21 protein-coding genes are annotated in these 18,753 nt (G+C 52.4%); 1 reads left to right on the forward strand and 20 read right to left on the reverse strand.

Going from position 1 to position 18,753, the window contains the following annotated elements; genetic code table 11:
* Positions 1–202 precede the first annotated feature (202 nt).
* On the forward strand, positions 203–1,099 hold the full coding sequence (gene galU, locus CWE06_RS11165; RefSeq protein WP_126794219.1) for a UTP--glucose-1-phosphate uridylyltransferase GalU: 897 nt from the start codon (positions 203–205) through the stop codon (positions 1,097–1,099).
* 29 nt (positions 1,100–1,128) lie between these two features.
* On the opposite strand, the gene CWE06_RS11170 is transcribed toward galU, so the two are convergent.
* From CWE06_RS11170 to ribF, 20 genes are all read right to left on the reverse strand, one after another.
* Positions 1,129–2,115, reverse strand: coding sequence for a response regulator (locus tag CWE06_RS11170; protein ID WP_126794221.1), 987 nt, complete (start codon positions 2,113–2,115; stop codon positions 1,129–1,131).
* A 114-nt stretch (positions 2,116–2,229) separates the two neighbouring features.
* Positions 2,230–3,180 carry an MlaA family lipoprotein gene (locus CWE06_RS11175; protein WP_126794224.1) on the reverse strand — a complete coding sequence of 317 codons (951 nt, stop codon included), beginning with the start codon at positions 3,178–3,180 and terminating at the stop codon, positions 2,230–2,232.
* On the reverse strand, positions 3,180–4,382 hold the full coding sequence (gene ccmI / locus CWE06_RS11180; RefSeq protein WP_126794227.1) for a c-type cytochrome biogenesis protein CcmI: 1,203 nt from the start codon (positions 4,380–4,382) through the stop codon (positions 3,180–3,182). The genes CWE06_RS11175 and ccmI overlap by 1 nt, the downstream gene beginning before the upstream one ends.
* Positions 4,382–4,879, reverse strand: a complete 498-nt coding sequence (locus tag CWE06_RS11185) for a cytochrome c-type biogenesis protein (RefSeq protein ID WP_126794230.1) — start codon at positions 4,877–4,879, stop codon at positions 4,382–4,384. Before CWE06_RS11185 ends, ccmI begins: the two co-directional genes overlap by 1 nt.
* Complete coding sequence (locus CWE06_RS11190) at positions 4,876–5,466, reverse strand: DsbE family thiol:disulfide interchange protein (protein WP_126794233.1); 591 nt, start codon at positions 5,464–5,466, stop codon at positions 4,876–4,878. Before CWE06_RS11190 ends, CWE06_RS11185 begins: the two co-directional genes overlap by 4 nt.
* Positions 5,463–7,466 (reverse strand): heme lyase CcmF/NrfE family subunit, encoded by a 2,004-nt coding sequence (locus CWE06_RS11195; RefSeq protein WP_126794235.1) that lies wholly within the window; start codon positions 7,464–7,466, stop codon positions 5,463–5,465. Before CWE06_RS11195 ends, CWE06_RS11190 begins: the two co-directional genes overlap by 4 nt.
* A complete protein-coding gene (gene ccmE / locus CWE06_RS11200; protein WP_126794237.1) occupies positions 7,456–8,004 on the reverse strand; it encodes a cytochrome c maturation protein CcmE in 549 nt (182 codons plus the stop codon). Before ccmE ends, CWE06_RS11195 begins: the two co-directional genes overlap by 11 nt.
* Before the next feature lie 28 nt (positions 8,005–8,032).
* Entirely contained in the window at positions 8,033–8,251 is a 219-nt protein-coding gene (ccmD, locus tag CWE06_RS11205; protein ID WP_126794239.1) for a heme exporter protein CcmD, read from the reverse strand.
* A 4-nt stretch (positions 8,252–8,255) separates the two neighbouring features.
* Positions 8,256–9,038 (reverse strand): heme ABC transporter permease, encoded by a 783-nt coding sequence (locus CWE06_RS11210; protein ID WP_126794240.1) that lies wholly within the window; start codon positions 9,036–9,038, stop codon positions 8,256–8,258.
* Position 9,039: 1 nt separating this feature from the next.
* Positions 9,040–9,855: a heme exporter protein CcmB gene (gene ccmB / locus CWE06_RS11215; protein WP_126794242.1), complete on the reverse strand. Its 816-nt coding sequence runs from the start codon at positions 9,853–9,855 to the stop codon at positions 9,040–9,042.
* Entirely contained in the window at positions 9,855–10,478 is a 624-nt protein-coding gene (gene ccmA, locus CWE06_RS11220; RefSeq protein WP_241972550.1) for a cytochrome c biogenesis heme-transporting ATPase CcmA, read from the reverse strand. Before ccmA ends, ccmB begins: the two co-directional genes overlap by 1 nt.
* Positions 10,479–10,574: 96 nt before the next feature.
* Positions 10,575–11,045, reverse strand: coding sequence for a prepilin-type N-terminal cleavage/methylation domain-containing protein (locus CWE06_RS11225; RefSeq protein ID WP_157981175.1), 471 nt, complete (start codon positions 11,043–11,045; stop codon positions 10,575–10,577).
* 5 nt (positions 11,046–11,050) lie between these two features.
* Entirely contained in the window at positions 11,051–11,557 is a 507-nt protein-coding gene (locus tag CWE06_RS11235) for a hypothetical protein (RefSeq protein WP_126794253.1), read from the reverse strand.
* Entirely contained in the window at positions 11,557–12,234 is a 678-nt protein-coding gene (locus CWE06_RS11240) for a prepilin-type N-terminal cleavage/methylation domain-containing protein (RefSeq protein ID WP_126794255.1), read from the reverse strand. Before CWE06_RS11240 ends, CWE06_RS11235 begins: the two co-directional genes overlap by 1 nt.
* Positions 12,228–12,740, reverse strand: coding sequence for a GspH/FimT family pseudopilin (locus CWE06_RS11245; RefSeq protein ID WP_126794258.1), 513 nt, complete (start codon positions 12,738–12,740; stop codon positions 12,228–12,230). The genes CWE06_RS11240 and CWE06_RS11245 overlap by 7 nt, the downstream gene beginning before the upstream one ends.
* Before the next feature lie 175 nt (positions 12,741–12,915).
* Positions 12,916–13,860 carry a 4-hydroxy-3-methylbut-2-enyl diphosphate reductase gene (gene ispH, locus CWE06_RS11250; RefSeq protein ID WP_126794261.1) on the reverse strand — a complete coding sequence of 315 codons (945 nt, stop codon included), beginning with the start codon at positions 13,858–13,860 and terminating at the stop codon, positions 12,916–12,918.
* Positions 13,857–14,303, reverse strand: coding sequence for an FKBP-type peptidyl-prolyl cis-trans isomerase (gene fkpB, locus CWE06_RS11255; protein WP_126794264.1), 447 nt, complete (start codon positions 14,301–14,303; stop codon positions 13,857–13,859). The genes ispH and fkpB overlap by 4 nt, the downstream gene beginning before the upstream one ends.
* Positions 14,304–14,328: 25 nt before the next feature.
* Entirely contained in the window at positions 14,329–14,853 is a 525-nt protein-coding gene (gene lspA, locus CWE06_RS11260) for a signal peptidase II (protein WP_126794266.1), read from the reverse strand.
* A complete protein-coding gene (ileS, locus tag CWE06_RS11265) occupies positions 14,853–17,705 on the reverse strand; it encodes an isoleucine--tRNA ligase (RefSeq protein WP_126794269.1) in 2,853 nt (950 codons plus the stop codon). Before ileS ends, lspA begins: the two co-directional genes overlap by 1 nt.
* Before the next feature lie 20 nt (positions 17,706–17,725).
* Positions 17,726–18,724 (reverse strand): bifunctional riboflavin kinase/FAD synthetase, encoded by a 999-nt coding sequence (gene ribF, locus CWE06_RS11270; protein WP_126794272.1) that lies wholly within the window; start codon positions 18,722–18,724, stop codon positions 17,726–17,728.
* Positions 18,725–18,753: the final 29 nt, after the last annotated feature.

Here is an 18,753-nt window from a genome sequence, read left to right on the forward strand (position 1 = left end):
AAAGGCCGCAGGACTGTCGGTTTCTGCCAATGGAGGCAAGCGTCAATCTGGTCACGTACCAGTTGCTGCCTGAGAAGTTGGAAGCCTCGCCCGTGGCGCTTTAGCGCTTAGGGCGGGGAGCAGTCACCACAACTCCTGCATTCTGTTTGCGCCCTATCTGATGTAAACTTACGGGCAATGAAACCAAAGATGGAGAAAGAAAATGAAAGGACAAGCCGTAACCAAAGTCATCATCCCTGTGGCAGGGCTTGGGACACGGATGTTGCCGGCAACCAAGGCAATCCCAAAAGAAATGTTGCCGTTGGTCGACAAGCCGTTAATCCAATTTATCGTTAATGAGTGTGCTGCAGCGGGCTTGACCGAAATTATTTTGGTCACCCATTCGAGTAAAAACTCCATCGAAAACCACTTTGATACCAGCTTCGAACTCGAATCAATTCTCGAGCAGCGCGTGAAGCGCCAATTGCTCGACGAAGTACAGTCTATTTGCCCGCCAGGCGTGACCATCATGCATGTCCGCCAAGGCGCCGCAAAAGGCCTCGGCCATGCCGTCTTATGTGCCAAACCACTCGTCGGTGACGCACCATTTGCCGTCGTACTGCCTGACGTACTGATGGACGATCAAAGCTACGACACACGCAAAGAAAACATGGCAGAGATGATCGCTAACTTCCGCGAAACCGGCGTTAGCCAAGTCATGGTCGAAAAAGTACCTAGCGAACTTGTCGACCAATACGGCGTTGCCGACATTGGTGGCGCAGAATTAAAGCCGCGTGAACAAGCGCCTATCAAAGCCTTGGTCGAAAAACCACCGGTTGCCGAAGCGCCTTCAGACCTCGCCGTTGTTGGTCGTTACGTGTTCTCGAAAAACCTATGGCCATTACTCGAGCGCACCCCTATCGGCGCTGGCAACGAAATCCAACTCACCGACGCCATCGCTATGTTACTTGAACAAGAAGGCGTGAACGCTTACTACATGCAAGGTCATAGCCATGACTGCGGCAACAAGCTAGGTTATCTACAAACCTTCGTCACCTACGCCATGCGCCATCCAAAACTAGGCAAAGACTTCACCGCCTGGTTGAAAAACCTGAGGTAAATTAGCGAAGCACTTCTAGCGGCCGGGCGTTAGCCCGCGCCGCGAACTTGGGCGCGAAGCCAGGTTTGACCGCAGGCCATGTAGAAGCCTTGGGTATCGAGAGGCGCTTGGTTTTGGCGGAAAGTCGCGTTGGCCCAGATGCCGAGAGCCAGATCAGGTTGGGTTTCGTGACTGAGCATGATCTTGTCGCCCGCTTGACTCCAACGTGCAACACCCGTGCGCGTATCAATCCAGACCACAGCCATATCGAAAGCCGCCCGAATCCGAGAGTGACAGAGCTCACTGTTGAGCCGCGCTAAAAGCTTGTTTGGATGCATCAAAATCGCAGTGGTTTCCGCGAGGGTTGCCCGCAACAGCGGGTTAAATAAGGTTTTTAACACCAACAGCGCCAACACATCTTGACCGCTAAGCGCTTGCGCCCGCGCCAAGACCATAATCAGTTGATCATTCGGTAAACGATAGTAATCAATCCAGAGCCGTTGCTCGTCGTCAGCGCCAATCTGTTGCGCCACCTGAAATGGCCCCACCGAAAGCGACTCACGGCGAATTAAATCATGACTTAAACGCGCCACCACACTGTCGTCTTGGAATAGCACATCGAGGTGGTCGTCGAATTCCCAGCGTTCGTGCTCATGCTCTTTTTCCAGCGCCACACGGTCCAGACAACTTTCTAGCGCGTATTCCAACACGTCCAGCTTCGCCACCGGTTTCACCAAATAGTCGACCGCGCCCAAACGCACCGCTTCACGAATGTCTGACATCCGGTCTGAAGCAGAAATAACAATCACAGGAACAGCGTCTGGTGAATGAACAAGGTGTTCAAGCACCTTCAAACCAGACATATCAGGTAAGTTGAGGTCACAGAGCACCACGTCAGGGTGCTCTTGCGCTAACATCGCCAGAGCGCTTCTGCCGTCACCGGCTTTGCTCGGGCTAAAACCTCTTTCACTGAGAAAATTTTCCAGAATCGAGGCATAAACACTGTCGTCTTCCACGATCAGAACTTTTCGATTCATGCTCGGAACTCCAATTCCACATCCTACTTCTTTTAAGCCTCGTCTAGAAACAGCCTGCCGTCAAACCCGCAGGTGATAATTTTTGGTAAATCACGCCCTGCAAACAACAATCACTTACGGTGCGGTCCGAACTCGCACCACAATGTAATTGTCGGGCAACGTCATACTGGGCTTATTTAAATCGAGTTTATACGAAGCAGGCGTCAGCACCGGCGAATGCGCGCTGGAATTATTCCCCTCATTACCCCAGCCGTCATCCCAGTCATCGCCCCAATCATCGCCCCAATCATCAAAATCATCGTACAAATCGTCTATCGGTGGATTACCGTCATAGACCTTGTCGCGCCACGTCGAGAAGTATGCCTCGCGCACGAACGCATATTCGTCAATCGCATTGTTCAGCATGGGTTCAAGGTCACGCAAAGCAATGCGCGTTTCTAAGCCACGAATTGCGTAACGCGCAATGCTGACCGGCCAGCTCAAGAGCGTTGCCGGCCAGACATAGCCGTCAACAAAATCGCCACCACGGTCGATAATCACCGTTGGCCCAGCACCCGGCAACATCACATAGGGACCGTCCGGCACCCCATACACAGCCAGCGTTTCACCAAAACTTTCTTGCTCTTTGCCAACGCCCATTTTGCTGGCAACATCGAATAGCCCAAACAGACCAATCGTCGAGTTCATCAAAAAGCGGCCGGCACTAATACCCGCAGCTTTGAACTTGCCTTGGAGTAAATTGTTCACCGTCGAAGCCGGCTCAACAATGTTTTCCGTGGCATTAAACAAACCGTCACGCACCGGTTGTGGCACCAATGCGTAGGCGCTCGCTGCGGGGCTAATCAAGTACGGGTCAAGGGTATTGCGATTGAAGTTATAGAACGGACGGTTCATCCGCTCCCAAGGGTCACGCTCGTCGCGAAAGTCAAAGTCAAACTGCGCCGCAGACGCTGATGTCGTATCCACATCAACTTCCGCAGCACTTTCACTATCCGGGGTTTGCGCGCAACCACTGACCAACAGCAGCGCCAACCCCGCACTTACGCCCTTAGCGATCGTCTTCATTATTCAACCATGTCCACAAGCGTAATCCGAATCTGACGACCCGACTCGCGCTCAATCAGCATTGGCCGCGATTCGAAATCGCCACGACGACGTTCCATAGTCTCACCTGTGGTTAAGCGCGCTTGCACCAACCAGCTACTCGCTGACGACAAGTCGACACCTTCGAGCATCGCGTCTTCGTCCGTTAAGGTAATGGTGACTGGGAAGTCGGTTACCCGTTGACGTGTGACGGCAATCGGTTCGCGGCCACCGTCTGGGTCGCGAACAAATACATACAGATTCGTCACCCAGGCCATTTCGTTGCGCAATGCTTCGGTAATATCAACCGTCACCGTTAAGGTCGTCACCGTGCCATCTAGACGGTCTTGTGCTTGCTGTAACGAGTCAGCAATAGCGCTGTAACGTGGGTCTGCTTCGTCCATCAAGCGTAAAGCCATGTCCCAAGAAGCCGCAGCCCGTTCAAAATCGGCGCGTTCAAAGTGGACAATACCGAGTAAACCGAGCGCTTCGATGTTGGTACCATTTTGTTGCAACACCATGCGTAAATTACGCGCAGCTAATGACAAGTCATGGTCACTGCCCGACATGATCAACGCTTGGCTGTAGGACATCAGGTTATTGTAGTTATTCGGCTCTAACCGATAGGCCATTTCAAAGGCTTCGAGCGCTTGTTCAAGTTGGCGCACTTGCATCATCAAGCGACCATACAGGCTCCACGCATTCGGTTCCGGCTCTTCCATCAAGCGTTGACGCAAACCGAGCGCATATGTCCATAGATCGTCTTCTGAACGCGGCGCTGCACTTTGGTCACCTTGCAACCAAGCACTCAAACCAGGTAATGCCTCGTGCGCACGGTCCGAACGCTGTTGTTGCTGCCAAGAGCCATCATAGATATAAATCCCAACGGCGAGCACTACTAATATAACCGTCGGTATTAAAATTCCTGCTGGCTTCTTCTCAACCTTGGCGTCGGGGTCGTGAATGTCCGTTACAAAGGTTTTTAGCAGCTCTTTCTCAGCATGCACCCGCTCTTTTTCCGAGATCACACCTTGGCGCACGTCTTCTTCGAGCTCAAGAATTCGGCTCTCGTAAATTTCTTTATTTGCCTGTTCAATGGTCCAAGTTTCCCATTGATTACGGCGCGCAAGCACCATGAATACAATGGCTAGGACTAACAGGAGCGCAAGAAGGAAATACCACATTAGTTAGTGTGCTCCTCTTTCTTCGATTCATTGCTATCGCCTGCGGCCATGACCGCACGCAAACGTGCTTCTTCTTCAGCAGTCAACTCGGCTTCGGCGTCATTGCGGCGCATCCGCACGTTAATCACAATCACGATAATACCGATTAAAAATGCCAGTAACGGCCCGAACCAAAGAATCAAGGTTGAGCGGTTAACCGGTGGCCGATAATGCACAAAATCACCGTAACGCACTTTCATAAAATCGATGATTTCTGCATTGGTGTTGCCCGCCATAATCATCTCGTAAACACGTTGGCGCATGTCTTGCGACAATGGCGCATCAGAGTCCGCAATGGTTTGGTTCTGGCATTTTGGGCAGCGCAGTTCACCAGTTAATTGATTAAACCGACGTTCTTGTTCGGCAGTTTCAAATTCATAAAACTCTGCCGATGCCATGCTTTGCCCAAGCCCCAACGTGAACGTTAAAGTCAGCAGTAAAAAGAGTAGTCGCATCATAGTACTAACTCCCTGCGGTGCTCAGGAATCGGCAAGCCGGCATCCCGCATCGCTCGGTAGTAAATTGGGCCTACTTCTTGGCGCCAAACCCGCTCGTTCAAATCGCCCACGTGACGATAAAGAATCACGCCATGTTGGTCGACCACATAGGTTTCTGGCGCACCGTAAACACCTAAGTCCAGCGCCAGCAAACCGGTTTCATCGAACAAGTTAATCGCATACGGGTCGCCTAAGTTTTGCAACCAGCGTACCGCAGCACCGCGCGAATCGTCTTTGTAATTCAAACCAATGATGTACACCTGCTCTTCGGCAAGCAATTGGTTTAAAAACGTATGCTCGGCGTAACAGGTTGGGCACCAGGTTGCCCAAACGTTAATTAATAACGGCCGAGTGCCAATAATGCGATTGTCATGGGTAACGTCCGGTTGGTACAGGTCCGGCAGTTCAAACTGCGGCACTTCGCGGCCGACTAGTGCCGAGTCAAGGCGCGTCGGGTCCGAAAATAAACCTTTAAATAAGAACACCGCAACCAGTAAAAACAATACCAACGGCATTAAAAAGAAAGCTAAGCGAAGTTTTGGACTCATACGCGCGCCTCCTTCTCGTTCGCAATTTCAGCGTCATGTTCACGTTTACGCTCAGCTTTCAAGCGGCGACGCAAGCGATAGCGTTTATCGGTCATACTAAAAATACCGCCGATGGCCATCAGAATCGACCCCGCCCAAATCCAGCGTACAAACGGCTTAATATGAATCCGGACCGCCCAGCTACCATCGTCAAGCTCTTCCCCTAACGCAATGTAAAGGTCACGGAACGCGTTCACTTGTAAGCCTGTTTGCGTTTGAATTTGACGTGTCACCACATAGAAACGTTTTTCCGACTTGATAATACCGACGCGGCTACCATCCGTTCGGGTCACGCTAAACGTAGCTGTGTCACTAATAAAGTTCGGGCCTTCCCATTCGTACATTTCGTCAAAGGTGAACACGTAGCCACTTTGTTCGAAGGTGTCGCCAGGGCCCATGCGCACGGTGCGCTCAATTTCATAGTTTTGCACCATGGCAATACCAATGACCATGACCGCAAAACCAAGGTGACCGAGCACCATACCCCAATGGCTGCGACCGAGTTTCACCAATGCCGGCCATTTTTGTTCACGGCTCGCAACGCGCATGCGTAACTCGGCAACTGTGGTAAACACCACCCACAGCGCTAAAATCAGGCCAATTGCTGCTAAACCATGCACCACATCGGCGAAAATCCACGGCAATGCGAAACCGAGTGCCACCGCTAACACGAATGCCAACGCTAAGCTATTGCGAATTTCACTAAAGTCCTGACGACGCCAGCGCGTCAGTGGCCCTAAGCCCAAGATGAGCGCGAATGGAATGGTCATCCAGAAGAACATTTCGTCGAAGAAAGGTTCGCCAATCGAGATATTGCCAAGGCCGAGCTGTTGGAAAAACAAGGGCAACAAGGTACCGATCATGACCACCACAGTGGCCGTTACCAACACCACGTTGTTGCCCAGCAATAGTACTTCTCGCGAGAACAAGTCGTAGCGGCTGTGGCTTTGTACTTTCGCTGCGCGAATCGCGTACAACAGCAATGAGCCGGCAATAACGACACCGAGGAAGCTCAATAAGAACATCCCCCGTGTTGGGTCAGCGGCAAACGCGTGCACCGAAACCAGTACGCCCGAGCGCACCAAGAAGGTACCGAGCAAACTCAAACTAAACGCGGCTATTGCCAATAACACGGTCCACGACTTAAACGTACCGCGTTTTTCGGTCACCGCCAGCGAGTGCATTAATGCCGTACCGGCAAGCCATGGCATGAAACTGGCATTTTCAACCGGGTCCCAGAACCACCAGCCACCCCAGCCAAGCTCGTAATAAGCCCACCAGCTACCGACCATAATCCCCAGCGTGAGGAATACCCATGCGGCAATCGTCCATGGTCGTGACCAACGCGCCCAAGCCGAGTCCAAACGACCACCGAGCAAGGCGGCAATGGCGAAGGCAAAGGCTACCGAGAAACCAACGTAACCCATGTACAGCAATGGCGGGTGAATGATCATCCCCGGGTCTTGCAACAATGGATTTAAGTCGCGGCCATCCACTGGAATAAGCGGAATGGTGCGCTCAAACGGGTTCGAGGTCAGCAACATGAACAAGTAGAAACCGACTCCGATCATCCCCATTACCGCCAGTACCCGTGCGGCAAACACTAATGGTAAACGGTTTGAGAATAACGCTAAGGCAGCAGCCCAACTGGCTTGCACCAGCATCCACAAGAGGAACGAGCCTTCGTGTGAGCCCCACACCGCAGTAAAGCGATAAATCGCCGGTAGTGCGGTATTCGAGTTATTCGCCACATAGGCAATGCTGAAGTCATTGGCTAAAAAGCCCCAGACCAAGGCGATAAACGAAATTAAAGTAAACACGAACATGCCGTAGGTCAGCGGTCGGGCAAGCGCCATTTGACCGCCATGACCACGCGCAACACCAACGAGTGGAATGATCGCGAGGAGCGCTGAAAACGCAAATGCTAGCGCTAGGGCAAAATGTCCTAACTCACCGATCATAGTAACCACCACCTGATTCGTTTTCTGATTTGTCGTCTGCGCCATTATCATTGCTGCGGTACTGACTATCGTCCCACTGCGATGGCGGTACATGCTCGACGCCTTTCAGCGCTTCAGCCAGCCCTGGCGGCATATATTCTTCGTCGTGACGGGCCAATACTTCACTCGCTTGCAAGCGGTTTGGCGCAATTAAAATACCTTGTGCGACAATGCCTTGGCCTTCACGGAATAAGTCCGGCAGAATGCCTTCGTAATCAACAATCACTTCCGCTGGACCGGTGTCGATTAAGTTAAATGACACCGTTAGACCCGAGCCTTCGCGGCGCACTGAGCCGGGTACCACCAAACCACCAACACGAATGCGCTGGCCCACTTCTGGGCGCACTTGTTCCGCACCTTTACCGTTGATAATTTCGGTTGGGGTGTAGAACAGATCGATGTTTTGGGACAATGCGTACAGCACTAATGCAGTGGCAATGGCAACGCCACCGATAATCCCGCTGGTCATTATGAATCGCTTTTTACGTCTTGGGTTCATGATCTTTCTCGTTACGTCAATTTAGAAATCAGTGTGCAGCTTTTTGCTGCTTACGGGCTTGGCGAGCCTGCAAAATTCGTTCAGCGCGAGCGGCGTGTTTACGCGCTTCGCTCACTAACGTTTTGCGGCGCATCACGGCTTCAAACGCTAAGAGCGCGAAACAGGCCAAGGTGCCTACAAAGGACCACCAGACCCAAACGGCATAGCCGCCCATGTGCAAGAATTCGGTGAAGCTCTCAAACTGCATTGGCTTACTCCTTCCCGGTTGTCGCAGCAGGCGTACTGACCGCAATGCCTAAATACTTCAGGGCCCATGGCCGGTGTATTTCGCGGCGTAAAATTTCGTTGTTTAAGCGCAGCATAACCAGTACCGCGCTAATCAGCATCATGGCGACAATATTCACCAACAACGGATAAAGCATTTCCGGGGCGATACTTGGCGCCTCTAGTCGGGTAATAGCTCGGGTGACCGTCGATTGTTGATGCAGGGTGTTCCACCAATATACGGAGTAATGAATGATTGGGATGTTAATCACCCCAACTAATGCCAAAATACTTGCCGCTTTGGCACCCGCCCGCTCGTCTTCGAAGGCAACGTACAAGGCCATCACACCTAGGTACAAGAACAGTAAAATGAGCTGTGCAGTTAAGCGTGCGTCCCACACCCACCACGTGCCCCACATGGGCTGGCCCCACAAAGCACCGGTAAATAGCGAAATAAACGTCAGTACCGCACCGACCGGCGCAATGGCTAACAGCGCCAATTCTGCGGTCCGAATTTGCCAAACTAATGCCAGCAAACCGGCGGCCGCCATGGCCACATAAAAGCCCATCGACCACATGGCCGCGGGTACGTGCACAAAAATAATGCGGTAGCTTTCGCCTTGTTGATAGTCCGGTGGCGCAAAGGCTAAGCCCCAAACCAGTCCAAGCACTGACAACACGATTCCAGGCACAAGAAACCACGGTAGCAGCTTTTGCACCAAGTGGAAGGTTGCTTCAGGTTTTGCATACGGGTGTAACCATCGCCACATATTAATTTACACTCACTCGTAATCCGGCTTTCACCGCCAACGGTGCTAGCGTGACACTCAGCACACTAAAAGCACCAATTAATGCCAATGGACCTGCTGGTGAAACACCAGCTAGGGTGGCCTCGACTGCTGCGGTGGCAAAAATCAACAACGGCACCAACAGCGGCAATAATAACAAACTTAGTAGCGCCCCGCCCTTATTCAGGCTAACAGTGAGGGCGACACCAATGGCGCCTGCTGCGCTTAAAATTGGCGTACCGATGAGCAAAGTGAGCCACAGCACACCCCAAGCTTGCACCGGCAGGTTCAGCAGTAATGCCAATAGCGGCGTAATCAGTAACACAGGTACGGCAGTTAGCAACCAGTGCACCACGATTTTGGCTAACACACTGAGTTCCACTGCGACCGGCAATAACAGCATTTGTTCCAACGCACCGTCCCGAAAGTCATCGCGGAAAATGCGCTCGAGGCCGAGCATTGCTGACAATAACGCTGACACCCAAATGACACCAGCGGCGATCCGACCAAGAATATCGGGGCCTGGGCCAACGCCTAACGGAAACAAGGTAATCACAATCAGCAGGAAAATCAGCGGGTTGAGCAAGTCACTGCGTTGGCGCATGGCCACGCGCAGGTCGCGGCGAATAATTTGCTGAAACACTTTGCGACTACTCACAACGCGCTGTGACTGACGGGTTTTTGTAACCGCAGTCGTGACCGCTGCCGTGCCTGCAGTTGTGGCGCCTGTCGCGATTGGCGCTTGGGTTTCTGCTTGCGCTTGGGTTTCTGCTTGCGCTTGGGTTAGCTGGTCCGTCATCAGTGCTGATACCTCAAGGTTAAGCGCTGTACCGGATAGCTCATGCTCTGCAAGTCTTGGTGTGACGTTAAAATAATTGCGCCACCATGAGCGAGGTGTTGCTGAAAACGTTCATGTAATAAGGCAATACCACTGACGTCGAGGGCGGTGAATGGCTCGTCAAGAATCCACAAACGCGTTTGTGAAAACCACAAACGGGCTAACGCAATGCGGCGTTGTTGACCGGCCGACAAACGTTGTGCAGGAATATCTTCAAGGCCAACTAAACCCACTTGCGCGAGCAATTCATACGGCGGCTGGGTGAACTCGAGGCCTTCCACGGCGGCGTAAAACTCAAGGTTTTCAATGGCCGTTAATTCAGGCTTGATACCTGCTTTGTGGCCAATAAAGAGAAGGTCGTAATAATAGCGTTCGCGGCATTGCTCAATACTTTCACCTTCGAACAACACAGCGCCGTGCTGAGGCGGCAAAAGCCCCGCAAGAATACGCAACAAACTCGACTTACCAGCGCCATTGGGGCCTTCAATCTGCCACAATTGACCACTCGTAACGTCGAGGTTGATGTCACTAAATAAGGTCCGCTCTCCGCGCACCGATTGCAGTTCTCTGCCTTGCAATAGCACCGCTCTAACAACCTTGTACACATAGATTAAATTGGCCTCATCCTACCACAAAAAATGCTCAGTCTGCGACAATTTCCGGCCAGAGTTGGTACCGATTCAGTGCGCTGGAATGATCTCCCCCCAATGGGTATACCACCCTTGCTCAAGCGGGCTTTGCTCACTGTCGCGGACTTGCCAAGACCAACCATGCGCTTGCGGTGTAATTTGCCAATATCGGCCGTCACTCAACTGGCCATGAACTGCGTGTTGCGGTGGTTGCTGTTGCCACTGCAATAACCACTGCTGTAACTCAGCGTCAGCACGATAGCTCCGCTCCATATGCCACCACAAAGCGCTCACTTGTGCCGAAGCATGAATAAAAAAGACCAAGGTCGTCACCAGCAGTGCGCTCGCTAGCATAATTTCTGGCAAGGTAAATCCCGCTTGCTTGCGGTTCTGGCTCTGGCTCGGCCTCTGGCTTAGCTTCTGGCTTGGCCTCTGGCTTAGCTTCTGGCTTGGCCTCTGGCTTGGTTCGCGCCGCTGAAGGCACTGCTGTTGAAGCTGCCCCTTCGGGTATAAACATGCCATCTCACTTATCCTCGCAACGGCCAGACAAAGCGCAATTGCTCCGCCTCGTCCCAACCATAAATAACCGTCAAACTGCGTTCCAGCGCATGGTGAATATGGCGGACGGTGAGCTGCAGCTGCAGACAACGGGCCACACTCGGTTCTGCGAAACCCGCAGTTAAGTGCGCTGGACAACTGACTGGCAGCCAGCTTGCTTGCAACAAGAACTCAGGCATAAGCGGTGGCACTTGCGACACTTGCGACACGCTATGTCGCAGATTGGCTAGATTTATTTCACCACGCCCCTCAATTGTACCGTCAACCGCAGCTTTAACTAAGGCTTCAACCCCAGCGTCAGCTTCACCTGCTTGTAAGCGCATACTAAACCAAGCCGCACTGCTGGTTAACGCCCGTTCAGCTTGCGCTAAACGCAGGTCGACAGCCATTAAAGCGGTGGCCTGCTGACCCGACGTAATCGCTGCGCTCAGTTGCAACCCCGACAAATGAATAAGTACAAGAACCAGAACCAGCATTAGCGCCTACCCCACCAGGAGTAACACCAAGGCGCCGCCACCTGCCCCGTTTGCTCTCGTTCAACAGCGCGTTCAAAAGCGGGCCACAAGCACAGCTGCACCTGCCCAGAAGACGAGATAGTGAAGTCGAATTCTTGCAATGAAAACAAGGCTGGGTCATGCAAATTTAACCAACCCGTACTGTTACAATCGCCCTGCTCCGGCTTCCACTGCAATGCCTTCTGGCGCAGGCGAATACCGCTAACCGTGCCGTTCACACGCAAATAGAGTAAACACCGCAGGCTCGCATCGTAGTGCCATGGGTTCGCCGCGAGCACATCACTGTCCATAGCTAGTGCTGTAACTTGTAATTCCTGTTGCAGTTCACGTTGTAACCAATAGCCAAGCGCGTAAAAGCCCTGGCGCGCGGCACTCGCTTGCTGCTGTTGCCAGGCTGCCGCCCATAAATGACTATGCACCGTCAATGCCGCAACCGTCGTCACCGCCATCACCGCCACTGCTAGCAGTAGTTCGAGGAGGGAGAAGCCATTAGCTGGAAAAAAGCCATTAGCCGGCAAAAAGCCATTAGCCGGAAAAAAGCCATTAGCTGGCAAAAAGCCATTAGCTCGTAAAGAGCCATTAGCCGGCGCAAAGCCTTTAGCCGGAAAACAGCCTTTAACAACCAGCCTCTTCAGCATTGCGGCAGCCGCAACTGGCGAATGCCAACCCGACAAACACGAACGCGCCCAAGCGACGAAACGATCACCCGCACCGCCTCATGAGGCAGCTCGTAGTGACGTAACTCAAAGCGGCCGGTCGCAAATCCCGCCATGCCAGAGCCGCCATAAAAGCGCGTCGCTTCAAAGGCACCAAACAATGCTTCAACTTCCACTCGGGGTGACAGCGGCGCATTCAAGCCGTCCGCTGCTGGGCAGTCAAGCGGCCGTTGTTCCTGCTGCCAAAAACATAAGCTTTGGGCATGGCTTTTACCGACCCACACCGCACTGTCTGTGGCAATGGCCTGCAGCCGAGCTGCGCGCACTAAGGCGGTTAAATTATCTGCTGCATCGTCGAGTTCGGCGCGATAGCGCGATTCTTGTAAGGCTGGCCAACTCATGAGCGCCAGCACCGCCAACATGCCTGCGACTATCATGAGCTCAATTAACGAATAACCGCCAACCCGGAATTCCTTGAAGTTTTTCATGCTGCATTCCTTGCGCCATTGATTGTTTTGTAGCTCTAATTAAAAGCCTGCAACAAAAGTAAATGGCAGCAAAAGGAATAACAAGGGAGTTCGGTTTTAGCTGACAAAAACAGCACAATTATTTGTGCTGTTTTTTGTTCAAGGTAAACCGATAAATGACACCCAAAAAAGGCAACTAAACCGCTTTAATCCGCAGTTCAGGAGGAATTGAGAAGGTAATATTTTCTTCGCGGCCTGAGCGTTCTTCAACGCTATTGCTCGCATTACGTTCTTTCAGCCAGTTCACCACGTTTTGCACGAGGATTTCCGGTGCCGAAGCACCCGCAGTCACGCCCACTTTAGCAGCGCCCGCTAACCATGCCTCGTCAATGCAGCTCGCGTCATCAATTAAATACGCGGGTGTGCCCATTTTCTCAGCAAGTTCACGTAAACGGTTGGAGTTCGAGCTGTTGCGCGCACCCACGACCAGTAACACGTCCACTTCGCCAGCTAAGTCACGTACCGCGTCTTGGCGATTTTGCGTCGCATAGCAAATATCGTCTTTGCGCGGCCCTTGAATCTCAGGGAAGCGAACACGTAACGCATCGATAATTTCTGACGTGTCGTCAACCGACAAGGTGGTTTGGCTCATGTAGTGCAACTGCGTTGGGTCTTTCACCTGCAAACGGGCGACATCGTCGACCGACTCAACCAGGTAAATACCGCCTTCGTCGCTGCTGTACTGGCCCATGGTGCCCTCTACTTCAGGGTGTCCCGCGTGGCCAATCAGCACGCATTCTTGATGACGCCGACTGGCTCGGGTGACTTCCATATGAACCTTGGTGACTAACGGACAGGTGGCGTCGAACACTTTCAGACCACGGTTTTTCGCGTTCTCACGCACCGCTTGCGACACCCCGTGCGCACTGAAAATCACAATGGCGTCGTCTGGCACTTGGTCTAGTTCTTCCACAAACACTGCACCGCGGTCACGCAGGCCATCAACCACATGTTTGTTGTGCACAACTTCATGGCGCACATAAATGGGTGGCGAAAACAATTCTAAGGCCTGCTCCACAATGGTGATGGCACGGTCAACACCGGCACAAAAACCGCGTGGGTTGGCGAGGATTATTTTCATGGTGCCTCCACACTCAAAATTTCCACGGCAAAGGTCACTTCTTGCCCTGCCAATGGATGATTAAAATCAACGGTGACGATATCCGGCGTTACTTCCCGGATAATTCCAGGAATCTCACGGCCATCAGGTTGGCCAAACGCAATAATCGCGCCCACTTCAGCAGGCGTGTCCGACGAAAAGCGCACCCGTTCAATATGATAAATATTTTCTGGCAACGGCTGACCAAATGCGTCTTCCGGTGCCAAGGTAAACTCGCGGTTGTCGCCCGCTTGCAAGCCAAGTAAGCAGTCTTCAAAGTTCTTGGTCAGGTTGCCATCGCCAATGGTTAAACGTGCTGGCTTGCCATGCACACGCGTACTGTCGGCCGCCGAGCCGTCCTTCAACTTAATCGAGAAGTGCATCACCACGTGGCTACCTGGGCCAATTTGTACTGCTTCGCTCATACTGACATTTACCTTTGTTGATCAATCACTTCGCGTTCTTGCCAGCATCCTTTGCGGACTGGCCAAAAAAGCCTTCGTAAATCATTAAACCGGCACCGATGACAATGGCGCTGTCGGCGACGTTAAACGCTGGCCAATGGTAACTGCCAACATAAAAGTCTAAGAAGTCAACCACATAACCAAGGCGAGTACGGTCAATCAAGTTACCCAGCGCGCCACCGAGAATTAAAGCAAACGCCCAGTTCGCGGTCGTCATTGCTTTTGGTTGCCGACGTAACAGCACCGCAATTACGGTGCTAATGGCAATTGCAATCGCGGTAAAAAACCAACGCTGCCAACCGCCTTGATCACTTAAGAAACTAAAAGCAGCCCCATAGTTCCGTACATGCACTAAATCGAAAAACGGCAGCAGGTTAATCCGACTGAATAAGTCCATGTTGGCGACAACCAACCACTTAGTAAATTGGTCGGCCACCACCAGCGCGACCATTAACCACCACAGGTGCCAACCGCTTTCCTGCCAGCGCTTAGGCGTTTGCGCCGCCGTCATTAGGCAAACTCTCGGCTTTCGCCAGCGCCGTCGACGTTCGTCACACAGCGACCACACAGGTCTGGGTGCTCAGCAACCGCGCCAACGTCGGCACGATGATGCCAACAACGACCACATTTTTTGTGTTCGGTGCGAGCAACAACGACTTGTAAGTCTTTCAACTCAGTGTTTTCTGCCGCTGCTGGTGCACTATCGAGCGCCGCCACCGTTACCGCTGAGGTTAAGAGGACAAAACGTAGTTCGTCGCCCAACACTCGTAAGGTTGCCGCCAATTCGGGCGCTGCATACAAGGTGACTTCTGCTTGTAACGCACCGCCAATGACGTCATTTCGACGTGCAGCTTCAAGCGCACCGTTAACCGCATCGCGTACTTCGATAAGCTGTTGCCACTGCGCATTAGTGACTTTGCCGGTACTTAAATCGCTTGGCCAATCTTGATACCACTCGGCGGTGAACACGTACTTGCTGCGCTCGCCTGCAACTGGCTGCGGTAGTTGTTCCCAAATTTCTTGAGCAGTAAAGCTACAAATTGGTGTCATCCAGCGCACTAAAGCTTCAGCAATATGCCACAACGCCGTTTGGCACGAACGCTGTGCGTTGCTGTCGGCTTTCGCGGTGTATTGACGATCTTTGATGATATCGAGGTAGAAGCTGCCCAGTTCAATTGAACAGAAATGCATGAGCTTCTGCACCACGCTTAAGAACTGATAGTTGTCGTAAGCATGTTGGATTTCTTCCTGCAACGCTTGCGCACGGCCGACAATCCAGCGATCCAGCTCAACCATATCGGCAGCCGCAACTTGGTGCTCAGTCGGGTTAAAGCCATTAATGTTCGCTAACAAGAACCGTGCCGTATTACGAATGCGACGATAGGCGTCCGCTGAACGTTTCAGAATTTCGTCCGACACTGTCATTTCGGCCGTGTAGTCATTGCTTGCGACCCAAAGGCGCAGAATGTCGCCGCCGAGTTTGTTCATGACATCTTGTGGTGACACCACATTACCAAGCGACTTCGACATCTTGCGGCCGTGCTGGTCAACCGTGAAGCCGTGCGTCAGCACTTGCTTATAAGGTGCTTTACCTTGGGTCGCAACACCGGTTAGCAACGACGACTGGAACCAGCCGCGGTGTTGGTCAGACCCTTCTAAATAGAGGTCTGCTGGCCACTGCAAGTTTTCGTCTTGCTTCAAGACGCAATAGTGTGTGACACCCGAGTCAAACCATACGTCGAGGGTATCGGTTAATTTTCGGTACTGCTTCGCTTCGTCACCGAGAAGCTCGCTGGCGTCTAAATCAAACCAGGCTTGAATGCCTTCTTTTTCCACCCGTTGCGCCACTTGTTCAAGCAGCTCAAGTGAACGCGGATGCGGCTCAGCCGTTTCAGTATGAATAAACAGGGTAATTGGCACACCCCAAGTACGCTGGCGGGAAATACACCAGTCAGGGCGGCCGTCGATCATACCGGCGATACGGTTTTCGCCCCACTCTGGGATCCAACGAACTTGCTTAATTTCGCTCAAGGCTTGCGCACGCAGGCCTTGCTTATCCATGCTCACAAACCATTGTGGCGTCGCCCGGAAAATAATCGGCGTTTTATGGCGCCAGCAGTGCGGATAGCTGTGCTCATAGGCTTCATGATGAATGAGATTGCCGGCAGCGCGCAGCGCATCGACAATTGGCGTATTGGCTTTAAACACGTGTTGGCCAGCAAACAGCTCGGTGTCTTCTTTATAAACACCGTTGTCGTTCACTGGGTTATACACTTCGAGGCCGTATTGTTGACCGACTAAAAAGTCGTCCACACCGTGGCCAGGAGCAGTGTGCACACAGCCAGTACCCGAGTCCGTGGTCACGTGGGTACCTAAAATAAGCGGTACTTGGCGGTCATACAACGGGTGCTGCAGCTGCACCAGCTCTAAGTCAGCGCCTTTACAGAAGCCCAACTTGTGGTATTTGCGCACGCCATAACGCTCCATTGCCGAGGTCACCAGCTCACTGGCCAGAATTACTCGCTCCGCGGCAATCTCGTTGTCGCTATCGGCTTCAATTTGCACCAGCGCATACTCAAGGCTTGGCTCGATGGTCACGGCTTGGTTAGCAGGAATTGTCCACGGCGTCGTGGTCCAAATTAAAACGCTGACTTTACCGGTCCCATTGTGGTCTTGTGGCGGGTTAAATTTCGCGACCACAGCGTCGCTCTCAACCACCGGGAAACGCACGTCAATCGCTGGTGAGGTTTTGTCTTTATACTCAACTTCCGCTTCCGCTAATGCAGAACCACAGTCGGTACACCAATGCACTGGCTTAAAGCCTTGCTGTAAATGGCCGCGGTCAATAATCGCACCCAATGCCCGAATAATGTTGGCTTCTTGAGCAAAATTCATCGTTAAGTAAGGGTTGTCCCAGTCGCCTAAAACCCCCAACCGTTTAAAGTCTTCTCGCTGACCTTCAACTTGGGTCATGGCGTATTCGCGACACTTAGCACGGAACTCAGCGTCTGACAACTTTTGCCCAGGCTTGCCGTATTTCTTCTCCACCACTAGCTCAATTGGCAGTCCGTGACAGTCCCAACCTGGTACGTAAGGCGAGTCAAAGCCACTCAGGGTTTTCGCTTTGACGATCATGTCTTTGATGATCTTGTTCACCGCGTGGCCAATGTGAATCGAGCCATTCGCATACGGAGGGCCATCGTGCAAAATAAACTTATCTCGGCCCGCCCGCGCCTGACGAATTTGACCGTAAAGGTCGTCCTGGTACCACTGTTTTAACATCTCAGGTTCGCGCTGCGCTAAGTTACCACGCATTGGAAACGCGGTATCTGGCAGGTTTAGGGTCTGTTTATAATCACTCATGCCATTGGGTCCGTTTTATTTTACTTCGATGAATTCGTTAACTCTGCTGCCGCACTGTCCGAGTTGTTTTGCTCGTCATGCATGGCCGCAAAAAGCGCCCGTGCGGTGTCGGCGTCAGCTTTAATTTGTGCTTGCAGTGCCGCAAAATCGGCAAACTGCTGTTCGTCGCGCAGCCATACTAAAGGCGTCACTCGCAACGTTTGGCCGTATAAATCAGGCATTGCTGCCGTCGGCTGAAAATCAAAAATATGTACTTCTAATAGCTCTTTGTCGCCGGCAACCGTTGGCTTGCGCCCAACATTGGCAACACCGCCATACAGTTTTCCGGCGGCTTCAACATTGACCATGTACACACCATGTAATGGTGAATGTAACCGCTGCAAGGCAATATTCGCGGTTGGAAAACCAATGGTGCGGCCGCGCTTGGCACCGTGGCGAACACGGCCAACAAAACTAAAAGGTCGCCCCAGCATACGCTCTGCTGCGGCAAAATCAGCTGTCGCTAGCGCACTGCGTATGGCTGTGCTCGACACCCGAATCTCTTCGGTGCGATAGCTTGCTGTGTCAATGACATCGAAGCCAAAGTGCTTGCCCGCTTGTTGCAACAGTTTGAAGTCGCCGGTGCGGCCTTTACCAAAGCGGAAGTCGTCACCCACAACGAGTAATTTTACACCGAGCTTCGCCACCAGAACGTCTTCAATAAATTGCTCGGCGGTTAGGTTAGCAAAACGCGCATTAAATTGCGTCAGTAATACCCGATCCATGCCGTTATCACTCAAGGCACGAAACTTGTCTTGCCAACGACTCAAACGCGCCGGGGCTTTTTCCGGGGCGAACAACTCCAACGGTTGCGGCTCGAAAATCATCACGGCTGCAGGCACGCCATAAGTGGCGGCTTGCTCGCGCACTCGCGCTAGCACCGCTTGATGGCCTAAATGCACACCGTCAAAGTTACCAATGGTGAGCACGCATCTACGATGCTTCGGCTTTATATTATGTAAACCACGAATTAATTCCATAGGCGCGCGATTATACTGCAAACCCCATG

The organism is Aliidiomarina haloalkalitolerans, assembly GCF_003987315.1.
GTDB lineage: Bacteria > Pseudomonadota > Gammaproteobacteria > Enterobacterales > Alteromonadaceae > Aliidiomarina > Aliidiomarina haloalkalitolerans.

Excerpts from the sequence above, each read along its gene's own strand:
- ribF (WP_126794272.1), bottom strand. The coding sequence starts at position 18,724 with ATGGAATTAATTCGTGGTTTACATAATATAAAGCCGAAGCATCGTAGA.
- fkpB (WP_126794264.1), bottom strand. The coding sequence starts at position 14,303 with ATGAGCGAAGCAGTACAAATTGGCCCAGGTAGCCACGTGGTGATGCAC.
- ccmE (WP_126794237.1), bottom strand. The coding sequence starts at position 8,004 with ATGAACCCAAGACGTAAAAAGCGATTCATAATGACCAGCGGGATTATC.
- lspA (WP_126794266.1), bottom strand. The coding sequence starts at position 14,853 with ATGACGGCGGCGCAAACGCCTAAGCGCTGGCAGGAAAGCGGTTGGCAC.
- ispH (WP_126794261.1), bottom strand. The coding sequence starts at position 13,860 with ATGAAAATAATCCTCGCCAACCCACGCGGTTTTTGTGCCGGTGTTGAC.
- CWE06_RS11190 (WP_126794233.1), bottom strand. The coding sequence starts at position 5,466 with ATGAGTCCAAAACTTCGCTTAGCTTTCTTTTTAATGCCGTTGGTATTG.
- ccmB (WP_126794242.1), bottom strand. The coding sequence starts at position 9,855 with ATGACGGACCAGCTAACCCAAGCGCAAGCAGAAACCCAAGCGCAAGCA.
- CWE06_RS11175 (WP_126794224.1), bottom strand. The coding sequence starts at position 3,180 with ATGAAGACGATCGCTAAGGGCGTAAGTGCGGGGTTGGCGCTGCTGTTG.
- CWE06_RS11235 (WP_126794253.1), bottom strand. The coding sequence starts at position 11,557 with ATGCTGGTTCTGGTTCTTGTACTTATTCATTTGTCGGGGTTGCAACTG.
- ileS (WP_126794269.1), bottom strand. The coding sequence starts at position 17,705 with ATGAGTGATTATAAACAGACCCTAAACCTGCCAGATACCGCGTTTCCA.
- CWE06_RS11240 (WP_126794255.1), bottom strand. The coding sequence starts at position 12,234 with ATGCTGAAGAGGCTGGTTGTTAAAGGCTGTTTTCCGGCTAAAGGCTTT.
- galU (WP_126794219.1), top strand. The coding sequence starts at position 203 with ATGAAAGGACAAGCCGTAACCAAAGTCATCATCCCTGTGGCAGGGCTT.
- CWE06_RS11185 (WP_126794230.1), bottom strand. The coding sequence starts at position 4,879 with ATGATGCGACTACTCTTTTTACTGCTGACTTTAACGTTCACGTTGGGG.
- CWE06_RS11170 (WP_126794221.1), bottom strand. The coding sequence starts at position 2,115 with ATGAATCGAAAAGTTCTGATCGTGGAAGACGACAGTGTTTATGCCTCG.
- CWE06_RS11195 (WP_126794235.1), bottom strand. The coding sequence starts at position 7,466 with ATGATCGGTGAGTTAGGACATTTTGCCCTAGCGCTAGCATTTGCGTTT.
- CWE06_RS11225 (WP_157981175.1), bottom strand. The coding sequence starts at position 11,045 with ATGGCATGTTTATACCCGAAGGGGCAGCTTCAACAGCAGTGCCTTCAG.
- CWE06_RS11210 (WP_126794240.1), bottom strand. The coding sequence starts at position 9,038 with ATGTGGCGATGGTTACACCCGTATGCAAAACCTGAAGCAACCTTCCAC.
- ccmI (WP_126794227.1), bottom strand. The coding sequence starts at position 4,382 with ATGTGGTATTTCCTTCTTGCGCTCCTGTTAGTCCTAGCCATTGTATTC.
- CWE06_RS11245 (WP_126794258.1), bottom strand. The coding sequence starts at position 12,740 with ATGAAAAACTTCAAGGAATTCCGGGTTGGCGGTTATTCGTTAATTGAG.
- ccmD (WP_126794239.1), bottom strand. The coding sequence starts at position 8,251 with ATGCAGTTTGAGAGCTTCACCGAATTCTTGCACATGGGCGGCTATGCC.